Origin of the sequence: Gimesia aquarii, assembly GCF_007748175.1 — a bacterium.
GTDB classification, from domain to species: domain Bacteria; phylum Planctomycetota; class Planctomycetia; order Planctomycetales; family Planctomycetaceae; genus Gimesia; species Gimesia aquarii_A.
Window position 1 is genome coordinate 3,876,396 of sequence record NZ_CP037422.1, and the last position, 23,118, is coordinate 3,899,513.

The following is a 23,118-nucleotide window of genomic DNA, read 5'->3' on the forward strand; positions in this document are numbered from 1 at the left end:
ACAACATTGACAATGAAACAACTGTTTCATAAAATTAATACAATCGTTTTAATTATACCCTATGATTGTGTTGCATAGATTGCGCCACAAAACTCATCCACCTATCTGCAAAATGGTTCTTGCACCATGTCTGCTATCGCAAACGAAAAAACAGGACGTCAAACTACAAGTCTTCCGAGTCTTCAAACTCGTCAGGGAAGAAACCATCCACCACATAGCCAACAATTAAGTGCTGGAAAACCAGTCTACAAGCAACTTTACCGCGGGATACTATCGATTCTCTTGTTAGGTGGAGGCATAGCTGGATATGGATTACTCTCACGATCGACAACTCATCCTCAAAAAAAATCACCTGAGCCATTCATTCCACGAATAGATGTAGCTACAGTCAAACCGTTTGAAAAATATATTTCGATTGTCTCTGATGGTGAAGTGGTTCCACTCCGTGAAGTCAAAGTTGGTGCGGAAGTACAGGGACGGATTACATTCAAGTCACCCAATTCTCGAATCGGATGTTATATCAAAAAAGGTGATGTCCTAGTACAAATTGACCCCCGTGATTTTGAATTCGAAGTGAAACGCTTGCAATCGGAACTTACTGAGGCACAAGCCAATCTAGACGAAACGAAAACAGATCGTGTCAACACAACTGATCAGATCGAGATTGCTAAACAAGAACTAGCAATTCGAAATCGTGAATTAAAACGATACGAAAAGATCGCCACTCGTGGGGCATTCTCACAGGCTGATCTCGATACAACGCGTCTTAATGAATTGAGCGCCCGCAATAATCTACAGAAACTAGAAGGCCAGATTCGAATCTCACATGCAAAGATTGAGGGACGCGAAAGCTTTCTAAAACGAATACAAACACAGCTTTCACAGGCCAGGTTAAATCTTGAACGCACTAAAATCATTGCTCCTATCAGCGGCTTGATTACCCAGGTTAATGTCGAACAAGGAAGCTTTATTCAAAAGGGTGCTGAGGTTATTACAATTCAAGATACTAATACATTCGAAGTAGATCTGAGTCTGCCAATCACAAAAATGCAATGGATTTGGGAATCCGCGGGATCTGAAATTCAGGCCAATTTTAAACAGTACGAACTGCCCGAATTGCCTGCAATCATTCGTTTCAACTCAAACGAAATCGACTACAAATGGCAGGGAATTCTGCATCGCTATGCTTCATCTGGCGTTGATGAAAGCACGCGGACTGTGCCGCTCCGAATACGTGTGCTGAGACCAATGCGCTCAACTCTTACGTCAGCTCAACCGGAACTTATGGATGGAATGTTTGTTAACGTAGAAATACAGGCCAAAATAAACCGTGAATTGCTTCAAGTCCCGGCCAGCGCCATTCAACCGGGAGACTCAATTTGGTCTGTTTCTGATGGACAAATACTTCAGAATGAAATTGATGTTTTGTCCCTGAATAGCGAAACTGCCGTTATCAATGCGGGAAAATCTTCTCTGCAAGTCGGTGATTTGGTTGTAATCTCCCCCGTGGTTGACGCACGAGAAGGTATGCGGGTGAAGGTGATCAAATAGTATTATGAGAGGACTCATCAGAAAAGCCATTGAAAATGCGCCCGCTATGAATCTCATCATGATTACCGTTTTATTGGTAGGTAGTTTCAGCCTAATCAGCATTCAGCGCGAAGCATTTCCCACATTCAATATGGATATAGTCCAAGTAAGAGTCCCTTATCCGGGAGCCACACCCGAAGAGGTAGAAGAAGGTGTATGCCAAAAAGTTGAAGAAGTAGTACGGGGAGTCAATGGCATCAAAAAGATCAGCTCTATTGCTGCCGAGGGAATGGCAACAATTTCTATCGAACTAAAATCAAGTGTCGATAGCCCAGACAGAGTTATTAATGAAATACGATCTGAAGTCGATCAAATCACCAGTTTTCCTGAATTTGCGGAAGAACCCGAAATTCGCCAAATGACGATGCGAGAAACCAGCATCAAAGTTGGTGTTATTGGTCCTAACACGCTCGGTGATGCAACGAACTGGCAATTACGAGAGATGGCAGAAGAGGTTCGTAGCGAACTCTTAATGTTGCCGGGAGTCTCGGAAGTCGAAATTATCGGTGCACCAGCTTACCAGATCGATGTCGAATTTCCAGAACAGGCGCTGCGCGCTTACAATCTGTCACTGAAAGATGCTGCCAACATCATCCGCCGTGAGAACCATCAGATGCCAGCAGGTTCAATTCGAAGTAACTCACAGGAATTACTGGTACGCGGAGAGAATCGTCGAACCGATGGGGAAGGCATCTCTGCCCTACCACTCATTACGAAGTATGACGGAACGGTACTTACAGTTGGTGATCTCGGTAATGTAGAAGATGGTTTTGAAGATACTGCCTTTGTCAGTCGTATTAATGGCCAACCTAGTCTGGGTCTAGCAGTTCAAAGAACGTCTGACGAAGATATCCTCGAAATGGTAGCCAGTGTTTATGAATACATTGCGACAAAAAAATTACCCGCCGGATATTCATTGTCCAGCTGGAGCGATCGATCTATAGAAGTACGTGGCCGACTGAATCTACTACTAAAAAATGGAGTTCAGGGTCTTTGCCTTGTATTTCTTGCTCTGGCATTATTTCTTAACATGCGGCTTGCTTTTTGGGTTGCGATGGGAATTCCATTTTCAGTCCTCGCAGCCGGAACATATTTGCTGTTTACTGATCAGACACTGAATATGATCTCAATGTTTGCATTCGTAATGGCACTCGGAATTGTTGTGGATGATGCTATTGTAGTAGGTGAGAATGTATTTGCTCATCGAGAAATGGGAAAGTCTCTAGAACATGCTGCCATTGATGGGACTCTCGAAGTGATGCCTCCCGTCATCACCTCGGTGGTAACAACAATCATTGCTTTCATGCCATTGTTGTACGTGACAGGTATGATGGGGAAATTTATAGCTGTGATGCCCGTAGGCGTAATTGCGATGCTAATTGCTTCACTTTTAGAAAGTGGAACTATTCTACCAAGTCATCTTTCTCACAAAGATAACCTGGTATTTCGAATTTTGGGAGTGATATTTTACGCTGTTCGCTGGATCTTGATTCCTTTCAACCGGCTACGTAGTCTCGCATCAAAGAGCCTGAAAATATTTGTTGAATCGATCTATGCTCCAACATTGCATCTGGCATTACACCACCGTTCTGTCGTTATTTCAGGTGCCATCGCGATGCTGATGATCGCTCTGGGATTCGTCCGATCGGGGTATGTGCCGTTTATTGTCTTGCCAAAACTGGACTCCAATATCATCGTAGCCAATGTTGTCTTCCCAGATGGTACACCGGAAAGAATCACAAATCACTGGACAAGCAACTTGGAACAAGCCTTCCAGAGGGTCAGTGTAAATCTCGATCAAGTGAATATGGCTACTGTAGTTCATCGTGTTGTTGGGCAGGAAATGAAAATGGGCGGGTTTCGACAAACAGGCTCTGGAAACCGCGGGAGTCACATCGGCGGAGTTGAGATTGAGCTTGTCGACGTTGTAGAGCGTTCTATTACCAGTGATCAGATTGTGAATCTGTGGCGAAAAGAGGTCGGACAGATTAATGGGGCGGAACGGGTTCAGTTTGGCTCAGCAGTCGGAGGGCCAGCAGGTGTTGCGATCGAACTCAAACTTCTCGCGAACAAAGATAGTGCATCGGATCTGGAGACCGTTGCAGAGGATATCAAATCCAAACTCGCTTCTTATCCAGGTGTCGTTGACATCAGAGATGACACCAATGTCGGCAAATTTGAGTTTCGAACGCGTGTCAAAGATGACGCTATAGCTTTGGGTGTGCAACCCGCCGATATTGCGGAAACCTTGCGAGCTACATACCACGGCGAAGAAGTGATGCGTTTGCAGCGAGGGCGACACGAGGTTCGTCTTATGGTTCGCTATCCCCGCGATGAACGATGTGACCTAAGCCACTTTGATGAAATCCGTCTGCGAACGGGAGATGGAAAGGAGCGTCCCCTGTCCGAAGTAGCAGAAGTTACTGTTGAACGAGGCTACTCGACTATCAACCGTCGGAATCAACTCCGCGCGATCACGGTCTCTGCCGATGTTAACGAAACTCTGGCGAACTCAAATCAAATCACAAAAGAACTAAAACAAAAATTTCTCCCAGAACTTCTTAGAAAATACCCAGAGGTACAAGTCCTTTGGGAAGGTCAGGCTGAACAGACAAATGAATCATTCAATTCGCTCGGTGCAGGATTTGGAGTCGCGCTCCTGGCAATGTTTGTTCTACTTTCGTTTCAGTTCAACTCCTACTTTCAGCCGTTATTGATTCTGGCCATCATTCCTTTTGGTACGATTGGTGCCATCGCCGGACATTTTATCATGGGGCTTCCACTTACAATGTTTAGTGTTTTTGGAATGGTTGCTCTTACAGGAATCGTCATCAATGACTCCATAGTACTGGTCGATTTTATCAACACACGGGTTCGGGATCAGGGAATCCCTATTGAACAGGCTATTATCGAAGCGGGAAAACGTCGCTTTCGACCAGTGATACTAACATCTCTCACAACCGTTCTCGGTTTACTTCCGATCTTAAGCGAATCTTCTATCCAGGCACAGCTCTTGATACCGATGGCTACCAGCCTCTCTTTTGGTCTGATTTTCGCTACATTTCTTGTGCTCTACTTAATACCCGTTTTTAATTCCTCATATGCAACATTGACTGGAGTCATCGACACACATTCAAGCCCCGTATACCAACAAAACTAACTGTATCCAACACAAATTCTCTTGAAAGCCATCAAAGCCTCATAATCCCATACTTGCTATACCTCCGATGTGAGCCTTCGAACAATTACTAGGTAGTACACTACGCTACTCGAAAAGGATTTTCTGATGATCAAGACATTCCAACTTCACCTCGGTTATGTCAGGAGCGTGCTCTTGTTCTATCTCGGAATAGTTGCAGGCTGCTCAGGACTTCCAAGATCCGCTCCTGAAGTTGCAGCCACTGAAGAAGCTCCTTCAGTAAAAATGAAAAATCAAATGGGAATGGGAGGTAACCCCGGATCTCCCTTTGGAATCGGAGTGAGTGGAGGCTATTCCACTGGGAGCGACCTTTCTGCAGGACAAATTCGGGTCAATGGGCGGGGGATCATACCCATTAACCCTCCGAAACGCATGATGATGCTCCAACCGTCGTTCTCAACGACATCATTTGATGTCGACGCTCTATTCGATACACCGTCAGAAGTTTACAACATTGGCTTAAATATGATGTGGATGGAGCGGATTAACGAGCGGACGATGCTTTCATTTGGAGCGAATCCGTCAATCACTGGTGATGCAGATTCTTTGGGTGATAATGTGAGAGTGTTTGCGATGGGTATGTTGAGCTGGCAGTGGATTCCGAATAAATTGAAACTAACGGCAGGTGCCGCTTATACAGGCCGCGACGATATTCCTGTTTTACCAATGGCTGGTCTACAATGGAATCCTAACGAGGATTGGAATATTTCGGTAATTCTACCAAAGCCCAAAATCGCCTACCGGATTCACAACATTGGTGAATCGTCCACCTGGATCTACTTCTCTGGAGGGCTGGGTGGCGGTACCTGGGATGTACTCCGCACAAATGGAACGACTGATGAATTTTCTTACACAGAGTTTCAGGCAGTGATGGGAATTGAGCATTCTACCGAGTTGGCAGGTCGTCTTTTCGCCGAATTAGGTACCGGGTTCAGCCGGAAACTCGAATACAGAGAAACCGCAGAAGAACAATCATTCGGCAATAGTCTTTTACTACGTGGGGGATGGAATTATTGACCAATTTCAGACTAATCATGAAAATGATGTGCCTAACAATACCATAAACTCAATATTGTTTATAGATGTTTGACAATTCCAGCAACTCTTGCAGATAGGCGGCCGATGATTTGATAACCGCATTCTTAAACAGCTCACCCTTCTCAGCTGTTGCCTGAGTTGGATGCCCCGTATGCCCTTCTCCCTCTGAGAGCGTATGCATCGACCACATATCCTGCAAAGGAGCTTTGAAGTGAGGAGTCGGATTATCAATCCGCTCATCTCTCACATGTTCTGCTTGCAAAGCAAGCATGAGCGATGTTTCTACATCGCCGCAGTGAACCTCGAAGCCACGTGCGAATGTGTCATAAATCTCTTGCGGCACTAATTCCCAGGGATTGATATAGAAGAGGTGACACTGTTTTTTCTCACAATTTAATTCCCGAATGATCGGCTTCAGAATAAAGTTACCACCATGCCAGGGGCACACGATTAAATGCTGAATTCCCTCTGCTTCCAGAGAATTCCAAATGTCCCGGATGATGGATCGCATCGTGAGTGGAGTAAAACTAATCGTCCCTTTGAATCCTGTATTCTCTTCAGAGGAAGAGATCGGCAGAGTAGGCAAAAGAAAGACATGCCCAGGCCAATTAATGTTTGCCAGGATTTCAGTTGAGAGTACGTCTGCCAAAATCGTATCAGTAGCTAGTGGCAAGTGCCGTGAATGCTGTTCGGTCGCTCCGATGGGTAGAAATGCCAGATTAGGTTTGAGTTCATCCAACTCGAACGCTGTATTTTGATCTGTTAATATTTGCATGATATTTAAATTTCAGAATCTGAATGTAACCTGTCTGCATTAACGCTCAATCAACTTGCGAACCTGTTTCGCAATTTGTTTGGTTCCCATCGATGGCTTAAATTCTTGAATGGGTTTTCCGTCAACTCCTGTCAGCGCAATGAATGCGGTTTCGGAACGGCCATCGATCAACGGAGTGAGTTGAAGTTCATTAATACGTTGATCTGTTTTTTGGCGCAATCTCGGGTCACTCAAGTCAAACTCGATAAACTTCAATGGAGTATCTTCAAGAGATTCTTCAAGCTCATGATAAACTTCGCCCGTAGCACGACAGTGTGGGCACGCGTTACTGTGGCTACGGAACGCGACGAGACGATACTCTACAGAAGAAGCCACACTTTCACTGTCCATTTCCTGATTCTTCACTCCGTTATTCATCTTGGTCGCTTGAGCTACTGTGCTTTGTTTGGGGCTTGAGGTTCGCTCGGGTGGACTCACTGAGTTAGCAACAGGTTGATCTTGCAACGGACTTTTTAAAAACAAACTGATGGCGAGCAAAGTCATCGCTGCCAGACCGACCGACGCTGTGATCGCAATTTTTTTCCACCGTCTAGCCGATGCAGCAAACTGCCCAGCATCAAGAATATGATCCACACGATCTTCCTCTAGATTGAGGTCCGTATAGAAATTCCGAATTTCTGATTCGAATGACGACTTGCTCATTTTGTCCTCATCATTTGATTTGGATCGAATCGTTTGTTGAGCCGCTGCTTAGCACGGGATAGCAGGCTCAACACAGTACCACGTGGTTGATTTGTCAACGTACCAATTTCCTGAGCCGTGTAGCCTTCAACACACTGCAGAAATAATACTTCGCGTTCTTCAGAACGAAGACAACCCAGAATCTCTTCAAGATCAAGTTTTTGGTCCACAGCACGGGTATGAGAAGCATTTTTATCCGCGATAGAATCCTCTGTGACTCGCTCCTCCGAAATCGAACGCTGTTTACGCAAACCATCATAAAACAAATTTCGAACCGCCGTGAAGAGATAGCTCTTACTAACCAGAGTCCCCTGGCTACGAAGCACTTTCAAACATGCTTGCTGTATCAGGTCTTCCGCATCGTGCTGATCGTGACTGAGTGACATGGCGTAACGATACGCCGAATTAATCAACTGTCGATCATCAATGCGTTGATTCTCAGATCGGTTCAACCCTGATTCCCTTACTTAGCAAAGCCATACACTTACAATCAACACTTTATTTCGTGTAATTTTAACAATGAGATCAGCCGATTGACATGGAGCCGGCCTGTATCTCAGGTTACAAACGACAAAGCCTTTTGTCATTGAGAATTTTTTCAAGGATTGAATTTTTTTAGGATTTTTGCAATCAAGCAGCATGCTTCAGCGTTTTATTATATACAGTGACTAAAGATACCATATTCTTTGGGAGAACATCCATGTCGACTCGGTACACAATACTCATTGCATTAATCAGCTTTTTTAATCTGCCTGACGCTGCCTTATTTGCGCAGACAAACAATCGCAATATTTTGCCATCATTAGATGTAAAAGCAGCAAGCGTATCGGGAACCTGGACAAAAAAAGAGAACGATCTTATTGCTACAGGCAAGGGATCGCGGCTCATCTTACCCGGAAAGTTAGCAGGCAGTTACTCAATCACTGCCGAATTCACACGAACTGCAGGTGATAACTCTATCGGTGTCATCCTTCCCGTCGGTCCTGGACAATGCCTGTTCAACTTGTCGGCATTCAATGGTGAGGCCCATGGAATTGGCTTGATTGATGGAAAATTAGCGCGCGATAACCAGACAACCATCAAACCCGGGACACTTAAAAATAACCATCCTTATCGCTTGCTCATCGAAGTTGATGTCAAAAAAAATACCGCATCAATTTCATCACAACTGGATGGTCGTCCCTCTCTGAATTGGAACGGTAATCCCAGATCACTATCAATGTTTGAAGCCTGGAAAATCCCTAAAACAGATCAAGCCGGGCTGTACACAAATAGTGAGGTAACATTCCATAGCATTTTGGTCAATCGACTCGACCCCAAGATGCGAATGACGGCTCCCACCAAATCAACCTCGACAAAAACAACGAGTACAACTTCAACTGGAAATGTTTTGTATTACGACCGCGCGCATGGAGAGGGTCTGGCTAACGGCCTGGAAACGATGGCACGGAATCATAATTTCGCAGTTAAAATTTCCGATCAACCGATTTCTTCCAAGTCACTTAAAAACGTTCAATTGCTTTATATCCGTGGCCCCTCTCAAACATTTTCAACTGAAGAAAAAGCGGCAATCGTTGAATTCATACAAAGTGGTGGTGCTTTTCTGTTAGTCATGGATGAAGAACGACGAATGCCATTACAAAAAACGGGAGTCAATGAGATTCTCAAACCGTTCAACATGAAACTCACCGCTGATACGGAATACCTGCATAACTGTGGTGCGATTGCGAAAGCAGGTCTGATTAACCGGGCTGACCGCGAACTTCCTTTCAGCGGCGGACGCGCGATCGAAGGGGGCACTCCGTTTGGATTTCAACTCGACAAAGCGGGGAAACCCGCCCAACCATTTGCCGCTTTCCAACAGGTTGACGGAGGTGGAAAGATCATCGTTTTGGCAGAAGGCATGTCCTCTATGTTAATGGGAACAAAGGAGGGAGTACGACTCAGCGGAATTCCAAGAAATCCAGCCAAAACAACCTACTGGGGAAAAGACAGTCAAATTTTCATGACTGAAGTACTCGCGTGGCTAATGAAAACGAAAAACTAATTTTCCAAGAGAACGAACCTGTAAGGTGCAACATGAAAGCGATTCTCATTGTATTGACAATGACCACTACGTTACCAGCGGCAGATTATTATGTTGCAACTACAGGTAGTGACCAAAACCCGGGTAGCTTGAGGCAACCTTTTAGAACCATTTCACGTGGTTTAGCTGCTGCACGGAAACCCGGTGATAGTGTGATTGTACGAGCAGGCGTTTATTCACAGTCTCGGACAATCAACATTGTCAATTCAGGTTCAAAGGGTAAATACATCACACTGCGCTCTTTCAAAGATGAAAAAGTCATCATTGATGGCAGCAATACACCGACAGATGCAAATCTCATTGCCGTACTGACACATCATATTCGAATTCAAGGTTTGGAAATACGTAATTCTAACGGGATCGGAATCGGGGCTTGGGGACCTGGTAGTCGTATCCATGCTGTCGAAATCATCGGAAACAACATTCATCACTGCCGACGTAGTGGAGCATACGCCGGATTTAATAATCTGAGTGATCCAGTCCGAGATATTCTAATGAAAGACAATACGATCAAGAATTGTGTACTGATTAATGAAAAGCTGTCTAGTTCCAGCTGGAATTTTGGTCTCGGGGCAGGTCTTTCAAAAAATGTCACGCTCAAAAATAATACTGTCTCTGAATGCTATGGTGAGGGAATCGGACTATATTTATCAGACCATGGTGTAATCGAAGACAACGTTGTTCATGACAATTATTCAGTCAACATCTATCTGGACAATACAACCAACACTCAAGTCACCCGGAATCTGGTTTATACAACCAACGACAACAAGTTTTATCGCTTCAATCAGCCGGCATCAGGCATCCAAATTGCTAATGAAAATTATAGAGAATACACAAACTTGTCGTCACACAATACAGTTACAAACAATATCCTCATCGGCAACTATTTCGCCTTTTATTCAGGAAGCTATCAGCGTGGCGGAGGACTGCGTCACACCATCTTTGCTCATAATACTGCATACGGATCAACGGGCCCCCTGCTCCATATTGATGCTGACCAGGGCCATCAAGTTTCCCGTTTCGTGAATAATATTTTCAAGCAAACAGGTGAAGCGCAGATTACAGATATTCAAGGCCCGACTGATCAAATAGAGTTCCGAAATAATCTCTGGCATGGCGGAATTCCACATCGAGCAGTCAAAAGTGCCAATGATGTTTATGCCGATCCGCTCTTTATCAAAGGTGGTTCCAAAAATGCAAAAGACTACCAGCTCCAGAGCAACTCACCTGCACGTAACACCGGTATCAAAACCAAGGAAGTTGGCTCAGATTTTGGTGGAAACCAGCGCAAAAATCGCACCGATCTGGGCGCATGGAAGTTTGAACTGACGACAACGAACTCCCAAAGTCAGTGATTCCGAGAGTTTCTAATTGTGCAAGTTGTAGCGGTTCTCAGTCCTGCCCCCCTTGCTTGCAAGACGTTTCTGCCCTGATTCCAGTTCTTTACCTCCACGCATGTTGCCAGAACGCAACCTATTCTTTGGGAGTGGGTAAAATTACCCATATCTCCATCTCAATCAAAAACTTCAGTTGAGCATACTGAGGTTAGGAATAAGTGTAGGACAATGGAAAATCGCAACCAACAACGAGGATGGTCCAAGTGGTCCTGGTCTACTCCTCTTAAATCTATCAAGCAGACTATTCCGTTACGATATCTGTTAAGCGGTCTGACTCTGTTATTCGCAATTTTGATAGTTGACCTAATGACTCCACTGGGAGTAGCTTGCGGTGTTCTCTACGTTCTTCTTGTATCAAGTACACTTTGGTCACCGCGAAGAGAATTAACCTGGGTTGTCGCAATTGCATCGACGATTCTTACATTACTAGGATTCGTATTCTCACCAGTTGGATCGTCAATTGGAAAGGTCATCACAAACCGAATACTCTCCATACTGGCAATTTGGGTGACAGCAATCATCTGTTTAAAACAAAAGAGTTCTCAAAAAGAACAAACTCGAACTGCTTCGGAGTTCGCGATAATCCAAGAGCGGCAAAAACAAAATTCATCCCACCAGGCGATTCTAGAAAATGTCGTCGATGCCATAATAACAATTACTTCTCGTGGAATCATACATGCCTTCAATCCTGCCGCCGAACGTCTGTTTGGATATTCTACAAGCGAAGTACTCGGGAAAAATATCAACATGCTCATGCCCTCCCCCTACCGTGAAGAGCATGACGGCTATCTCGCACGGTATCTAACAACGGGTAAACAAAAAATTATTGGTAGCGGCCGAGAAGTAGTCGGACAACGCAAAGATGGAACGACATTTCCTATCCATCTTTCAGTCAGTCAAGTTTTTCTGGAAGAAAATGGCCAAGATAAAGAGGTTTTATTCACGGGTATCATTCGAGATCTGACGGAACAGAAACAAAAAGAAAAAGAGGCTGAGATACGCACACGGGAACTACAAATCGCCACGGAGAAAAGTAAAGCCAATGAACGTCGTATTGAATCAATTGTGAATACGGCCGTCGATCCAATCATTACGATCTCTGGTCAGGGATTGATTGAATCATTCAACCCCGCTGCCGAACGTTTGTTTGGATATTCTGCGGACGAAATCATGGGTATGAATATTAAAATCCTCATGCCCTCCCCTTATCGGGAAGAACACGATGGTTATTTAGCCAAATATCTGGAAACGGGAATTCAAAATGTGATTGGTAGTGGCCGCGAGGTGATCGGACAGCGCAAAGATGGAACGACCTTCCCTTTACACCTTTCAGTCAGTCAAGTCGTCGTGGAAGATGACGCTCAAAATCCACAAATCATTTTCACCGGCATCATTCGCGATCTGACGGAACAGAAACAAAAAGAAAAAGAGGCTGAGCTACGCACACGGGAACTACAAATCGCCACAGAGAAAAGTAAAGCGAATGAACGTCGTATTGAGTCAATTGTGAATACGGCCGTCGATCCAATTATTACGATTTCCGGTAAAGGATTGATCAAATCATTCAATCCCGCAGCCGAACGTCTGTTTGGTTATGCAGCAGACGAAATCCTCGGCATGAATATTAAACTCCTCATGCCCTCCCCTTATCGGGAAGAACACGATGGTTATCTGGCTCGCTACCTGGAAACCGGAATCAAAAATGTGATCGGCAGTGGACGCGAAGCAATCGGGCAACGTAAGGATGGGAGTACATTCCCTCTGCACCTTTCAGTCAGCCAAGTTCTTGCAGAAGATGATGCACAAAATCCAGAGATCCTTTTCACGGGTATCATTCGTGATCTAACAGAACAGAAGCGAAAAGAAGAAGAAGCCGATTTACGCACACGGGAATTACAAATAGCCACGGAGAAAAGCAAAGCAAACGAGCGTCGTATCGAAGCGATTGTAAATACGGCCGTCGATCCAATTATTTCGATTTCGGGTAAAGGACTGATCAGATCATTCAACCCGGCCGCCGAACGTCTGTTTGGATATGCAGCAGACGAAATTTTAGAGAAAAACATAAAACTGCTCATGCCTTCCCCTTATCGTGAAGAACACGATGGTTATCTGTCTCGCTACCTGGAAACTGGAAAGGCAAACGTGATCGGTAGCGGACGTGAGGCAGTCGGGCAACGTAAAGATGGTAGCACGTTCCCCCTCCATCTTTCTGTAAGCCAGGTCGTCGTGGAAGATGATGCAAAAAATAAAGAAATCCTGTTCACAGGCATCATTCGAGACCTGACAAATGAAGTTCATCAGCGACAACTCAATGCCGATTATGAAGGGCAGATTGATGCCATCAGCAAGTCACAAATGGTAATTGAATTCGAGATGGATGGTACAATCGTCAAAGCAAATAATAACTTTATAGAAATAATGGGATACTCTCAGGAAGAAGTAAGCGGCCAGGAACACAATCTCTTCATTGACCCACAAGAGCGTGAGAGCGCAAGGTACGCTACAATCTGGGATAAGCTTAATCAAGGTGAATTCGTAACATCAGAGCTGAAATGTATTGGAAAGAATGACCAGGCAATCTGGATTCAAGCGTCATACACACCGATCCTGGACTTAAATGGAAAACCATTTAAGGTGGTAAAATACTCGGTAGATGTCAGCCAACGCGTTTTGATTGATCAAGCATTGGAAGTAGCAAAAAATGATCTAATTAAAGCGAAGGAAGCAGCTGAAACTGCAAACCAAACTAAAAGCGAATTTCTCGCCAACATGAGCCATGAAATCCGCACCCCCATGACAGCCATTTTGGGATTCACCGACGTGCTGCTTGGAAGTGTCTCCAAACAGGAGGACATTGACTCGGTACAAACAATCAAGCGAAATGGGGAAAGTCTGATCTGCCTGATCAACGATATTCTGGATTTATCCAAGATCGAAGCGGGTAAACTCGATGTAGAACAGATTGATTGTTCTCCCCGTCAGGTCGTTGCTGATGTAATATCACTAATGAGAGTGCGGACAAAGGCCAAGGGTCTGGAATTGAACATTCAATTTGATGGACCGATTCCTGAAACAATCTGCTCTGATCCCACACGACTTCGTCAGGTCCTCATCAACATTGTAGGTAATGCAATTAAGTTTACGGAAACGGGTACAATTCAGATAATTGTCCGACTTTTAAACAGAGAAAGGCTTGAACCAAAACTACAATTTGACGTAATCGATTCTGGAATCGGAATCCCTGAAGAGAAAATTGCCAGACTTTTTACCCCATTCACTCAAGCCGATGGCTCAACAACCCGAAAGTTTGGTGGAACGGGACTGGGACTTACAATCAGCAAACGTCTGGTGGAACTTCTGGGTGGTACGATTTCAGTTACAAGTACAAATGGGAAAGGGAGCACGTTTTCAGTCACTGTGACTACCGGCCCGTTGAACAAAGTGCGAATGATTACAAACGCTGCAGAATCGATCACCGAGAATGCAGAAAGCAATACCTCTCAGGAACCCGAATTGTTGCTGAAAGATAGCCGTATCCTGTTTGCAGAAGATGGTCCGGACAATCAGCGCCTGATTGGCTTTGTTTTGAAGAAATCGGGTGCAGATGTCACGGTGGTTGAGAATGGTCAAATTGCGTTTGACAAAGCGACCGAAGCATTATCAGAAAATCAACCGTTTGATGTCATTCTTATGGACATGCAGATGCCTGTCCTGGATGGCTATGCCGCAACTCGAAAACTGCGGAATGCCGGATATTCCCCTCCCATTATCGCCCTGACAGCACATGCCATGTCAACAGACAGACAGAAATGCATCGATGCAGGCTGTGATGACTACGCCACCAAACCGATCGTGAGAAATAAGCTGATTAAAATGTTAGCAAGTTATGCGAATAAATCGTTCGAAAAAGCAGAAGCATAATTTTCTACCACATAAATTGTGCTAGAATGATGGCAACAGCTGGAAATTATTTGCAACGACATAAAGACTAATTAACGTCAGAGACAATCAGTGAGTACTCTTATCCCTTTTCTGCTCGAAAATTTTACGCTCAGCTTCTTGATTCTGGGATTGATTGCATCTGCCATCTCACTCTTACGGCAACAAAGTCCGATAACAGCATCGACTGTTGTCGAAGCGCTGTTTTCCTATTTTCTCTTGTTCTCAATTGGCTTCTCCTTCTTCTATAACTTCGTAATGCATTCTTTCTTTGGTGAGACAGCAGCTCGGTTCATTGGTTGGGAACAAAGCCCGTTTCAGTTTGAAGTCGGTACAGCCAGCCTGGGATATGCTGTCGTCGGCTTTCTAGCATTTCGAGGGAGCTTTGGCTTACGTCTTGCTGCCGTAGTGGGGCCAGCACTGTTTCTTCTAAGGGCTGCCGGAGGACACGCGTACCAGATGATGATGACTCAGAATTATGCATCAGGAAACGCAGGCGTCATTTTTTACACAGATATTTTCATACCTATGATAAGTTTTGTGTTATTATGGTTGCAACGTCGATTTACGCTCGAATCGAATCGACAGGACTCATCTTCCGCTTTGAGGGACCGAGCCGATCTTTAACTCCCATTCCAGCAAGCATCGTATTGTACACGTCAAGCCCCTCGGCCCCCACGTCCATGATCTGCCCCGTTTTAAAACGACCATTTGCTCCTGTGATCGCATGGAAGACCCCGGACAGCTCACGTTTGACATCGTTGTGACGACCATCACCTGATTCAGTGGAAATTGTGATTAGAGAATTTTCAAGGATCGTCTGTCCGTTAGCTTCGATCGAATCTTTATCATTGAGTCGCTGCAGGAAATAAGCCACCTCGCGCATTTTCATATGAGCGTGAGCGCGCAGTGCTTCATTTTTCTTCTTTTCGTTGAACTTATGCCACCATTCATGGCTGCACCCTTTATCGCCTGAAGCGTTCTGTTGACGGGCATCGTCAAACTTCCAAATTTTTTTGCCGTTATACTCATAATCGCCCGTCAAACGGATGCGCTCTCCGGCAGCCAGAAATGTTAATGCACCAAAGCGAACACGATCCATTTGAATTGCCAGAGCGTACAAATCGGCCATCAAACGCCATTCGGTAGTGAGTTCTTCGAGCGTAATATCGACTCCCATACCACCAGGATCAGCAGGTCCACCATGTAAAATTTTTGAACGCGGTGGTAGTTGGGGGGCATTGGGATTTTTTTTCTTTAATGCAAAGGCACGTTGCTCAAACTCCCGAATTCGATCAAGATGGTCTGCAACGCGTGCTTTCGAAGCAGAGCCTAATGGAGAATTCACACCCGTATAAAATTTGTAATCATCAACTACCGAATCCAATACACTTCGTTTAATTCGTTTGCGACGTACGTCAGTACCATCACCGCCTACAGAAATAGAACCGAAAACACGATCAAAAAGATCGCGTGGTCTTTCTTGCATAGTAGCAGCAACTGTGCAATCCTGATTGTAGCTATGAACGTAGCGCCCCACACGACTCCGTCTGAAAAACGTACCACCGATCAGTGTTGAAACCATTCCGGGTGGCAACCCCTTGGGATAATGCGCTTTTCGAATGACCTGATCAATTGAAGGTCCACCCGATTTGGCTTCGCCGTCCGGTGGCTCCGCCGTGAATGCACCAGAAGCACCATCGTAGTGAGCGTTGATTCCTTTCTCGTCACAACGAACCTGGTCTACATTTCGCATGATGAGCAGTTTATTACTTAATGGTTTAAGTGGTTCCAAAACTCCCTCAAAACCTTCAGTTTGTAGTGGCGCGGGTATGCCGAGACCAAAAAAAACGTTGAATGCTCTGACGGGCACTTCTTTCGTTTGATTTTGAGCAGCCTGTGTCGATGAAACCAGCATCTCTTCAAGCAGTGGTAACCCCACGGTAGCAGTTCCCACACTTTTGAGCATGGTACGTCGATTGATCTTTTGTATTGTCATTCGTGAACCTCCGATGAAATTGCCTCTGTTCGTGTCAGCTGAACCAAATCACTCATCACAATAGCGGTGATCAAGCTCGAATATGTTCCGCCATTTTTCTGAGCAGTTCTATGAATTTGATCGATAATACGCGCATCCGCTGCAACAAGTGGACGACCAAGTGCGAATTGAGTGACTTTCCAGGTAATCGATTGTTGAACTCTTGGATTTCCTGCAAGCAGATTCATCAATTCAGCACTGGATTGATAAGAAACCGGTTTGGCTGTACCAGGAAAGAGAATTTCACCATCATCGCGCAATTGATTTCCGTGCTCGTCCTTGTTGTGAAACGAACCAAGGCCATCGAATTTTTCGAGACCAAATGCCAGTGGTTCGAATTTCACATGACATCCAGCACATGAAGCATTCGCGATTCGTTGCTCCGCAATGTGACGTTGAGACAGTCCCGGCTTTGAGGGCACAGGAGTCGTATCGAGTCCTGGAGGTGGATCTTTCACCGTACCACGCAAAATATCTTGTAAAATAAATAAACCACGAGTCACCATAGAAGCTTCATCTCCCCCCACGGTCAAGACACTTCCTTGCGTGAGTAGTCCCCCACGCGCGGGAATTGCTGTCAAATCATAACGAACCAATCCAGTGCCTTTTGGTTTGAGTCCGTAATGCGCTGCCAGTTGTGGTGTCACATAAGTTACTTGTGCATTCAACAGATCTGCAAGCGGCCGTTTCTCTTGCCAGACGATTTCTTTGAAGAACGCCAACGTTTCTTCCCGCATGTCAGTAGCGAGTGCACCATTCCACTTCGGAAATTTTTTAAGGTCAGGCCTCAAGTTACTCAATCTGTCCAGATTCAACCATTCCGAGACGAATTGCAATGATCGTTCCACTGCACGTGGATTCTGAAGCATACGACTTACTTGTTTGTCGACGTTTTGAGGATCGTGAAGCTCACCAGAATCGGCAGCTCTGATTAATTCCTCGTCCGGAGGCCCACCCCAGATAATATAACTCATGCGCGACGCGAGTTCATATTCGCCAACAGGCCAGGCAGTTCCATCACCACGCTGGTTTTCGATACGATAAATAAAACGAGGAGATTGTAACATAGCTTCGACTATATAACTGACTGCTTCTTTATAGTCTCCGCCAGCACTGGCAACCGTCGTTGCAATTCCGCTATAGGTTGTGACTTCTCGATCATCCAAAGGACCACGGAAAAGCCATTTCCCCATACTCCCCACAAACTCGCGCATCGTCGCATCGGTAGACAGCTTTCGGCTTTTGGAAAATCGGGTTGCAAACTTCATCACGTCCATTCGCTTGACAATAATTTCGGCAAGACGCGCATAAATCTCTACGTGCTTAAGATCAACGTTAAGATTGTAAGCAGTGTTACTGAAGCCATCTGCCCTCAAATCCGGTGGAAGCATCTCATGTGCTTCCTTTGAAATATCGACTCCCACGGCACGACGAACCGTTTCAATATATTCGGAATTTGTAAGTCGTTGAACCCAAACATCGCCAGCACGACTGTCATGTGCGTAAACTGCAGGATCAATCACATCACTTGACCAGATTGCCCCATTGTTAATCCACTCTTTTAATGACGCTATTTCTTGAGTTGATAACGGCTTTCCCTCTGGTGGCATATCACCGGATTTGACTTGTTCCCACAGTAAACTTTCACTGGCCTTGCCTGGCACAATCACCTTACCACTTTCACCACCGGCCAGTGCTGCAGCTTTCTGTGATAAATCTAATCGCCCTTTCTTAGTTATGGAATCATGACAGTCTAAACAATTTTGCGCGAGTAAGGGGGCAATTCGCGTTTCAAACAATTGATGGGCACGTGTGGCAGCCAATTCTTCCTTTGTCTGCTTGTTTCCAGTTTTCACATTGGTTCCAGCTCGATAGTTTTGATTGATTTCATTGGTGGTCAGTGCGCGACTAAAAACGGCTACTAAATGAAATTCTCCCAACCAGGGGCGATCGCCTGATTTTTCATTAGACAGGATCAATGGAAAGTCCTTACTCCAGTTCTTAAGCTTACCGGGAACTTTTTTATTGGCTCGTTGTTTACCATTAATATAAATTCGCGCAGTACCAGTTACATCGCGTGTAAAAACCACATGCATTAAAGCAGATGTTACCGAGTTATTTGATGTAGCCGTTGAAGGAAGACCATTCGTACTTGTCGACGTTGTTCTCAACCTCACATCAAAATTTTTTGCTTCTTGACCAAGCGTCATATTTCGCTGGCTCGAATTTGAAGAAATTGAAACAATTCGTGCCGGCCCTTTCTGCTGATTATTAGCTGGTTTTACCCATGCTTCTACAGTGAGACTGTTCGAGCGTTTAACAGCATTGATAATTTTCTTTGCTGGAACAGACGACTTGATCTTAGTCGATGAGCGAACGACGAGAACCCCATTCCTCCATTGAACTGCGGATGGTTTCTCTATCTTCAAATCTAAGGCCTGCCCTAGCCCGGACTGGTCCTGGATGATATCACCCCGCGTGGCATCAAATGTGTACAACACTTGTAAGCCACGCGCGACGCGGGGGACAGCCGCTTCGAGAGATCCAAAGGACGAAAATAAAGTGAGCAGTAGGGATAAAAAAACAACTCGACTAAGAAGAGAAGATCGTTTCCTCTTTTTAGTATAACGATTCACTTTCACAGAGGTCGTCTCCCTATCGAAATTACAGCCAATATTATGGTGAGAAAGCCACATTTAGTCGTTCATTGCGAATTTGCAGAATCTGATCCTTAGCATCATTTTAAATATGAGGAAGAAATCCTCACACGACTTGTCTACGAACCAAAAACATGGGCAACACGTATTCGTATCGTAAATCTATGTTTCCAATTTATCAATCTTGGACTTCAGATACCAGAAGAATTATGAAAGCAAGAGAGCCCATTCTTAGTAACATTTATAAAGCGGTATAACCACCATCGAGAGCAATGACCTGCCCTGTCATCATATCGGAAGCCGGACTCGCCAGGTAGAGTACCAAATCTGCGACTTCCAGAGGCTTACCGAAACGATGTAAGGGAATTTTATCTTTCATGGGCTCACCTTTCTCTGGTGATCCCCATACTTTCTGCCCTAACTCAGTCAGTATCACCGTCGGTGCAACAGCATTGCATTGGATATTAAACGGCCCGAGTTCCGCCGCCATGACCTTCGTCAACAGATTCAATCCTCCCTTGGAAGCACTGTAGGCAGCATGACCGGAGAGTGCTGCAATGCCCGCGACAGAAGAGATATTGATGATTTTTCCCTGTTTTTGTGCTCGCATCGGTTCACTTAATATTTTGGAAAGAATGAATGGAGCACGTAGATTGACTGCTTGCATCTGATCCCAATCTTCAACCGTGGTTTCCCAGAAGGGGGCAACTTTGACTGTACCAGCATTATTTACCAGAATATCTATTGTCGAGAAATGCTCAAACGACTTCTGAGCCACTTCTTCTGCTCCATTTATAGAGACAAGGTCGGCTTCGATTGCCTCGCACTTACTACCAAAAGAACGAATTTTTTCACACACTTGTGTAAGGTCATAATGGTGCCTTGCCGTAATCAACACCTCTGCCCCTGCCTGAGCTAGATTCATCGCAATTTCTGCACCAATTCCTCTGGAAGCACCTGTGACCAAAGCCGTCTTACCCTTCACTGAAAACCGACTCATACTATCATTCATCTGATCTCTCCTCAGGTCGACAAACTATAAAACCCATTTATTAAATGGGGAGTATCAACATCTGATGCTACAAATACTTCTCTCGACTTTTCAATAAAGAGCTCACTTTCTTTTTTCAAATCGTGTTTCGAATGTGCTATACTGAAAAAAGTCTTAATTCTTATTTGTCTTCGAGACAAAGGCAGTACGTATAGCAGATCATGCAAAAGAAACTGCAAAACACCACTGCAAAAAAAATCGTCATCACCACAATCGGCTCGTTAGGTGATCTGCCCCCCTATATTGCCATTGCCTGTGGTTTGCAAGCTCGAGGGTATGAAGTGGTTTTTGCAACGAGCAAGTGTTACCAGAATAAAATCGAGCAACTGGATATGAAATTCCGGGCTATTCGCCCCAATTCTGATTGGGTAAATGATCCTGAATTGATGCGACGGCGCAGCAACTTGAGAATGGGTTTTATCCGGGTGGGTCGTGAATGGTTGATTCTAGAATTAAGAGAGTCTTACGAAGATATATTAGCTGCAACAGAAGGTGCAGATCTATTGGTATCAATGTTAGCCACTTACTCTGCCAGGCTGGTTGCTGAAAAGACTGGTATCGCGTGGGTATCTATCGTGCATATCCCCTTGGGATTCTTCTCGACTTATGATGTTCCCATCATTCCTCTCGCCCCGGTTCTTTCCAAAAAATTGCGTTGCCTTGGTCCTGAATTTTGGAAACCATTATTCTGGTTCGGAAAGAGAGTAAGTCGGTTCATGGTGAAACCCTGGTACCGATTGCGTGCGGAAATCGGCCTCCCCCCGACTAAGGAGGGGAACCCGCTAGCCGACAGTCACTCTCCCGATCTGGTTCTGGCCCCGTTCTCGAAGTTACTGGCCGACAAACAACCTGACTGGCCCTCACAAACCGTCATAACCAGCTTTCCATTCTTTGACAAAGATATCAAAGCCGGACTGCCAATAAAGCTATCTCGTTTTCTGGATGATGGCCCCCTCCCATCGTGTTTACGCTCGGCTCAGCCATCTCGAAGAATGCAGGTCTGTTCTATGAGCACAGCACCGCTGCAGCAAAACTTTTGAACCAGAGAGCTGTGCTCATTGTAGGCAAGAACGTTCAAAATCGATCAACTACCCTGCCGGATGGAGTCATGGCCATCGATTATGCCCCCTTCTCTGAACTCTTTCCTAGGGCGGCTGCCATCGTCCACCATGGTGGTATCGGTACGACAGGGCTAACGATGCACTCAGGACGTCCCATGCTGATCGTTCCTCATGCATGGGACCAACCAGACAACGCCGAACGCGCAGCCCGACTGGGAATTGCACGCATCATTCCCCAACATCGCTACACTCCAAATCGTGCAATGACAGAATTGCGGCATTTGCTCGAAAACCCAGAATATTCACGCCGGGCTAAAGAGATAAAGGAAGAGATAAGAAAAGAAGACGGGGTTAAAAATGCTTGTGATGCTTTGGAACAATTGCTTCAGAAATCCAGAATAATTGAAACTATCAAGAAATGAAATTTAGATAGCAGAATATTTATTTTCTGATCTAGACAGCATTTTTAATTTATCACTTTGATCAAGACTCTGCACAGGTTCCAGCAGATAATGCGACACGTACCACTCTTCACCATTTAGGTAACCAAATAGTTCTGCTACAGCCAGGAAGAAGAGACGCCAACGCATTTGCCAGCGACTTGCTTCTTGCTCACCATAGGTGGAAGCGAGAATTGGCATAAGTTGATCACTTTGCAGGTCAAGATTTTCTAACCATGCTTCAGAAGTGCGCTGATAATGTTGACCATCCCACCGCCACTGTTTCTCTACGCGCATATGGTCTGCAAAGTGGGATAATAAATCATCACTTGGCATAATGCCACCTGAGAAGAAATGACGCGCCATCCAATCATCGGCATTTTCATCATTGAAGGGGTAAGCAAACTTGCGGTGACAAAAAATATGCACGAAGAGCTTGCCTTCATCTGTCAACCAGTTTGCAATGTGATTTAAAAGCGTTTTATAATTCCGCATGTGCTCAAACATTTCGACAGACACGACACGATCAAACTTCTGTGAAGTCGTGAAGTCGTTCATGTCAGCAGTAATAACAGTTAAGCGGTCGGAAACCCCCTTATCGATAGCCTGCTGTTCGATAAATACACGCTGTGAGTGTGAATTCGATACTGCCGTTAACCGACAATGCGGATAGTTCTCAACGATCCAAAGCGACAATGAACCCCACCCACATCCGAGTTCAAGAATCTGCATACCATCCTCAAGCTGTGCATGTTCGCAAGTCATTCGAAGGGCCGCATCTTCTGCTTCGTCTAATGTAGTAACGCCATCTGGCCAATAACAGCAACTGTATTTGCGGCGGTGTCCTAACACATGATCGTAGAACTCTGCGGGAACTTCGTAATGTTGTTCATTTGCTTTTTCTGGTACCAGCGCAATGGGGCTCTGCTGAGCCGACTCAATAAATGACTGTTGGATTGACTCATTAACATCATCGCTTCCTGCATCAAGCGAACTCAGACGCTTCTTGCACAAATGGCGAATGGCTTGCCGTATCAAACGGTCTGGAACCCAACCTTTTTCAATTAATTCAATAGCCAACTTAACGAATCGGTCCATTT

Annotated in this window: 16 protein-coding genes; 9 read left to right on the top strand and 7 right to left on the bottom strand. The window is 45.1% G+C overall.

The window, feature by feature from the left end; translation table 11 throughout:
• The first annotated feature begins 126 nt into the window (after positions 1 to 126).
• The 3 genes from V202x_RS14870 (at position 127) to V202x_RS14880 (ending at position 5,806) form a co-directional block, all read left to right on the top strand.
• Positions 127 to 1,551 carry an efflux RND transporter periplasmic adaptor subunit gene (locus V202x_RS14870; RefSeq protein ID WP_145176327.1) on the top strand — a complete coding sequence of 475 codons (1,425 nt, stop codon included), beginning with the start codon at positions 127 to 129 and terminating at the stop codon, positions 1,549 to 1,551.
• A 4-nt stretch (positions 1,552 to 1,555) separates the two neighbouring features.
• Positions 1,556 to 4,750, top strand: coding sequence for an efflux RND transporter permease subunit (locus V202x_RS14875; protein WP_145176329.1), 3,195 nt, complete (start codon positions 1,556 to 1,558; stop codon positions 4,748 to 4,750).
• 126 nt (positions 4,751 to 4,876) lie between these two features.
• Positions 4,877 to 5,806 carry a DUF6268 family outer membrane beta-barrel protein gene (locus tag V202x_RS14880; RefSeq protein WP_145176332.1) on the top strand — a complete coding sequence of 310 codons (930 nt, stop codon included), beginning with the start codon at positions 4,877 to 4,879 and terminating at the stop codon, positions 5,804 to 5,806.
• A gap of 49 nt (positions 5,807 to 5,855) precedes the next feature.
• On the opposite strand, the gene V202x_RS14885 is transcribed toward V202x_RS14880, so the two are convergent.
• From V202x_RS14885 to V202x_RS14895, 3 genes are read right to left on the bottom strand one after another with little or no spacing between them, the layout of a single operon-like run.
• A complete protein-coding gene (locus tag V202x_RS14885; protein WP_145176335.1) occupies positions 5,856 to 6,602 on the bottom strand; it encodes a creatininase family protein in 747 nt (248 codons plus the stop codon).
• Positions 6,603 to 6,641: 39 nt separating this feature from the next.
• Positions 6,642 to 7,304 (bottom strand): hypothetical protein, encoded by a 663-nt coding sequence (locus V202x_RS14890; protein WP_145176339.1) that lies wholly within the window; start codon positions 7,302 to 7,304, stop codon positions 6,642 to 6,644.
• On the bottom strand, positions 7,301 to 7,795 hold the full coding sequence (locus V202x_RS14895; protein WP_145176342.1) for an RNA polymerase sigma factor: 495 nt from the start codon (positions 7,793 to 7,795) through the stop codon (positions 7,301 to 7,303). Before V202x_RS14895 ends, V202x_RS14890 begins: the two co-directional genes overlap by 4 nt.
• Positions 7,796 to 8,043: 248 nt before the next feature.
• Here V202x_RS14895 and V202x_RS14900 point away from each other — a divergent pair, with 248 nt between their 5' ends.
• The 4 genes from V202x_RS14900 (at position 8,044) to V202x_RS14915 (ending at position 15,398) form a co-directional block, all read left to right on the top strand.
• Positions 8,044 to 9,390, top strand: a complete 1,347-nt coding sequence (locus V202x_RS14900) for a hypothetical protein (protein WP_145176344.1) — start codon at positions 8,044 to 8,046, stop codon at positions 9,388 to 9,390.
• A gap of 32 nt (positions 9,391 to 9,422) precedes the next feature.
• Positions 9,423 to 10,787, top strand: coding sequence for a right-handed parallel beta-helix repeat-containing protein (locus V202x_RS14905; protein ID WP_145176346.1), 1,365 nt, complete (start codon positions 9,423 to 9,425; stop codon positions 10,785 to 10,787).
• A gap of 210 nt (positions 10,788 to 10,997) precedes the next feature.
• A complete protein-coding gene (locus tag V202x_RS14910; RefSeq protein ID WP_145176348.1) occupies positions 10,998 to 14,753 on the top strand; it encodes a PAS domain S-box protein in 3,756 nt (1,251 codons plus the stop codon).
• Positions 14,754 to 14,843: 90 nt separating this feature from the next.
• On the top strand, positions 14,844 to 15,398 hold the full coding sequence (locus tag V202x_RS14915; RefSeq protein WP_145176350.1) for a DUF6790 family protein: 555 nt from the start codon (positions 14,844 to 14,846) through the stop codon (positions 15,396 to 15,398).
• Here V202x_RS14915 and V202x_RS14920 read toward each other — a convergent pair.
• The 3 genes from V202x_RS14920 to V202x_RS14930 all read right to left on the bottom strand — a co-directional run bounded on the left by V202x_RS14920 (position 15,337) and on the right by V202x_RS14930 (position 20,478).
• The gene (locus V202x_RS14920) at positions 15,337 to 16,770 is read right to left on the bottom strand and encodes a DUF1552 domain-containing protein (protein WP_145176352.1); all 1,434 of its coding nucleotides are present in this window, start codon (positions 16,768 to 16,770) and stop codon (positions 15,337 to 15,339) included. The two genes, V202x_RS14915 and V202x_RS14920, sit on opposite strands and share 62 nt — an antisense overlap.
• A complete protein-coding gene (locus V202x_RS14925; protein ID WP_197992882.1) occupies positions 16,767 to 19,451 on the bottom strand; it encodes a DUF1592 domain-containing protein in 2,685 nt (894 codons plus the stop codon). The genes V202x_RS14920 and V202x_RS14925 overlap by 4 nt, the downstream gene beginning before the upstream one ends.
• 256 nt (positions 19,452 to 19,707) lie before the next feature.
• Positions 19,708 to 20,478 (bottom strand): SDR family NAD(P)-dependent oxidoreductase, encoded by a 771-nt coding sequence (locus V202x_RS14930; RefSeq protein ID WP_145176357.1) that lies wholly within the window; start codon positions 20,476 to 20,478, stop codon positions 19,708 to 19,710.
• Between the two features lie 200 nt (positions 20,479 to 20,678).
• On the opposite strand from V202x_RS14930, the gene V202x_RS14935 reads away from it, so the two are divergent.
• Together V202x_RS14935 and V202x_RS14940 are read left to right on the top strand one after the other, a co-directional pair.
• On the top strand, positions 20,679 to 21,557 hold the full coding sequence (locus V202x_RS14935; protein ID WP_145176361.1) for a glycosyltransferase: 879 nt from the start codon (positions 20,679 to 20,681) through the stop codon (positions 21,555 to 21,557).
• On the top strand, positions 21,479 to 22,000 hold the full coding sequence (locus V202x_RS14940) for a glycosyltransferase (protein WP_197992883.1): 522 nt from the start codon (positions 21,479 to 21,481) through the stop codon (positions 21,998 to 22,000). Before V202x_RS14935 ends, V202x_RS14940 begins: the two co-directional genes overlap by 79 nt.
• A gap of 3 nt (positions 22,001 to 22,003) precedes the next feature.
• On the opposite strand, the gene V202x_RS14945 is transcribed toward V202x_RS14940, so the two are convergent.
• On the bottom strand, positions 22,004 to 23,116 hold the full coding sequence (locus V202x_RS14945; RefSeq protein WP_145176367.1) for an SAM-dependent methyltransferase: 1,113 nt from the start codon (positions 23,114 to 23,116) through the stop codon (positions 22,004 to 22,006).
• Between the last annotated feature and the right edge of the window lie 2 nt (positions 23,117 to 23,118).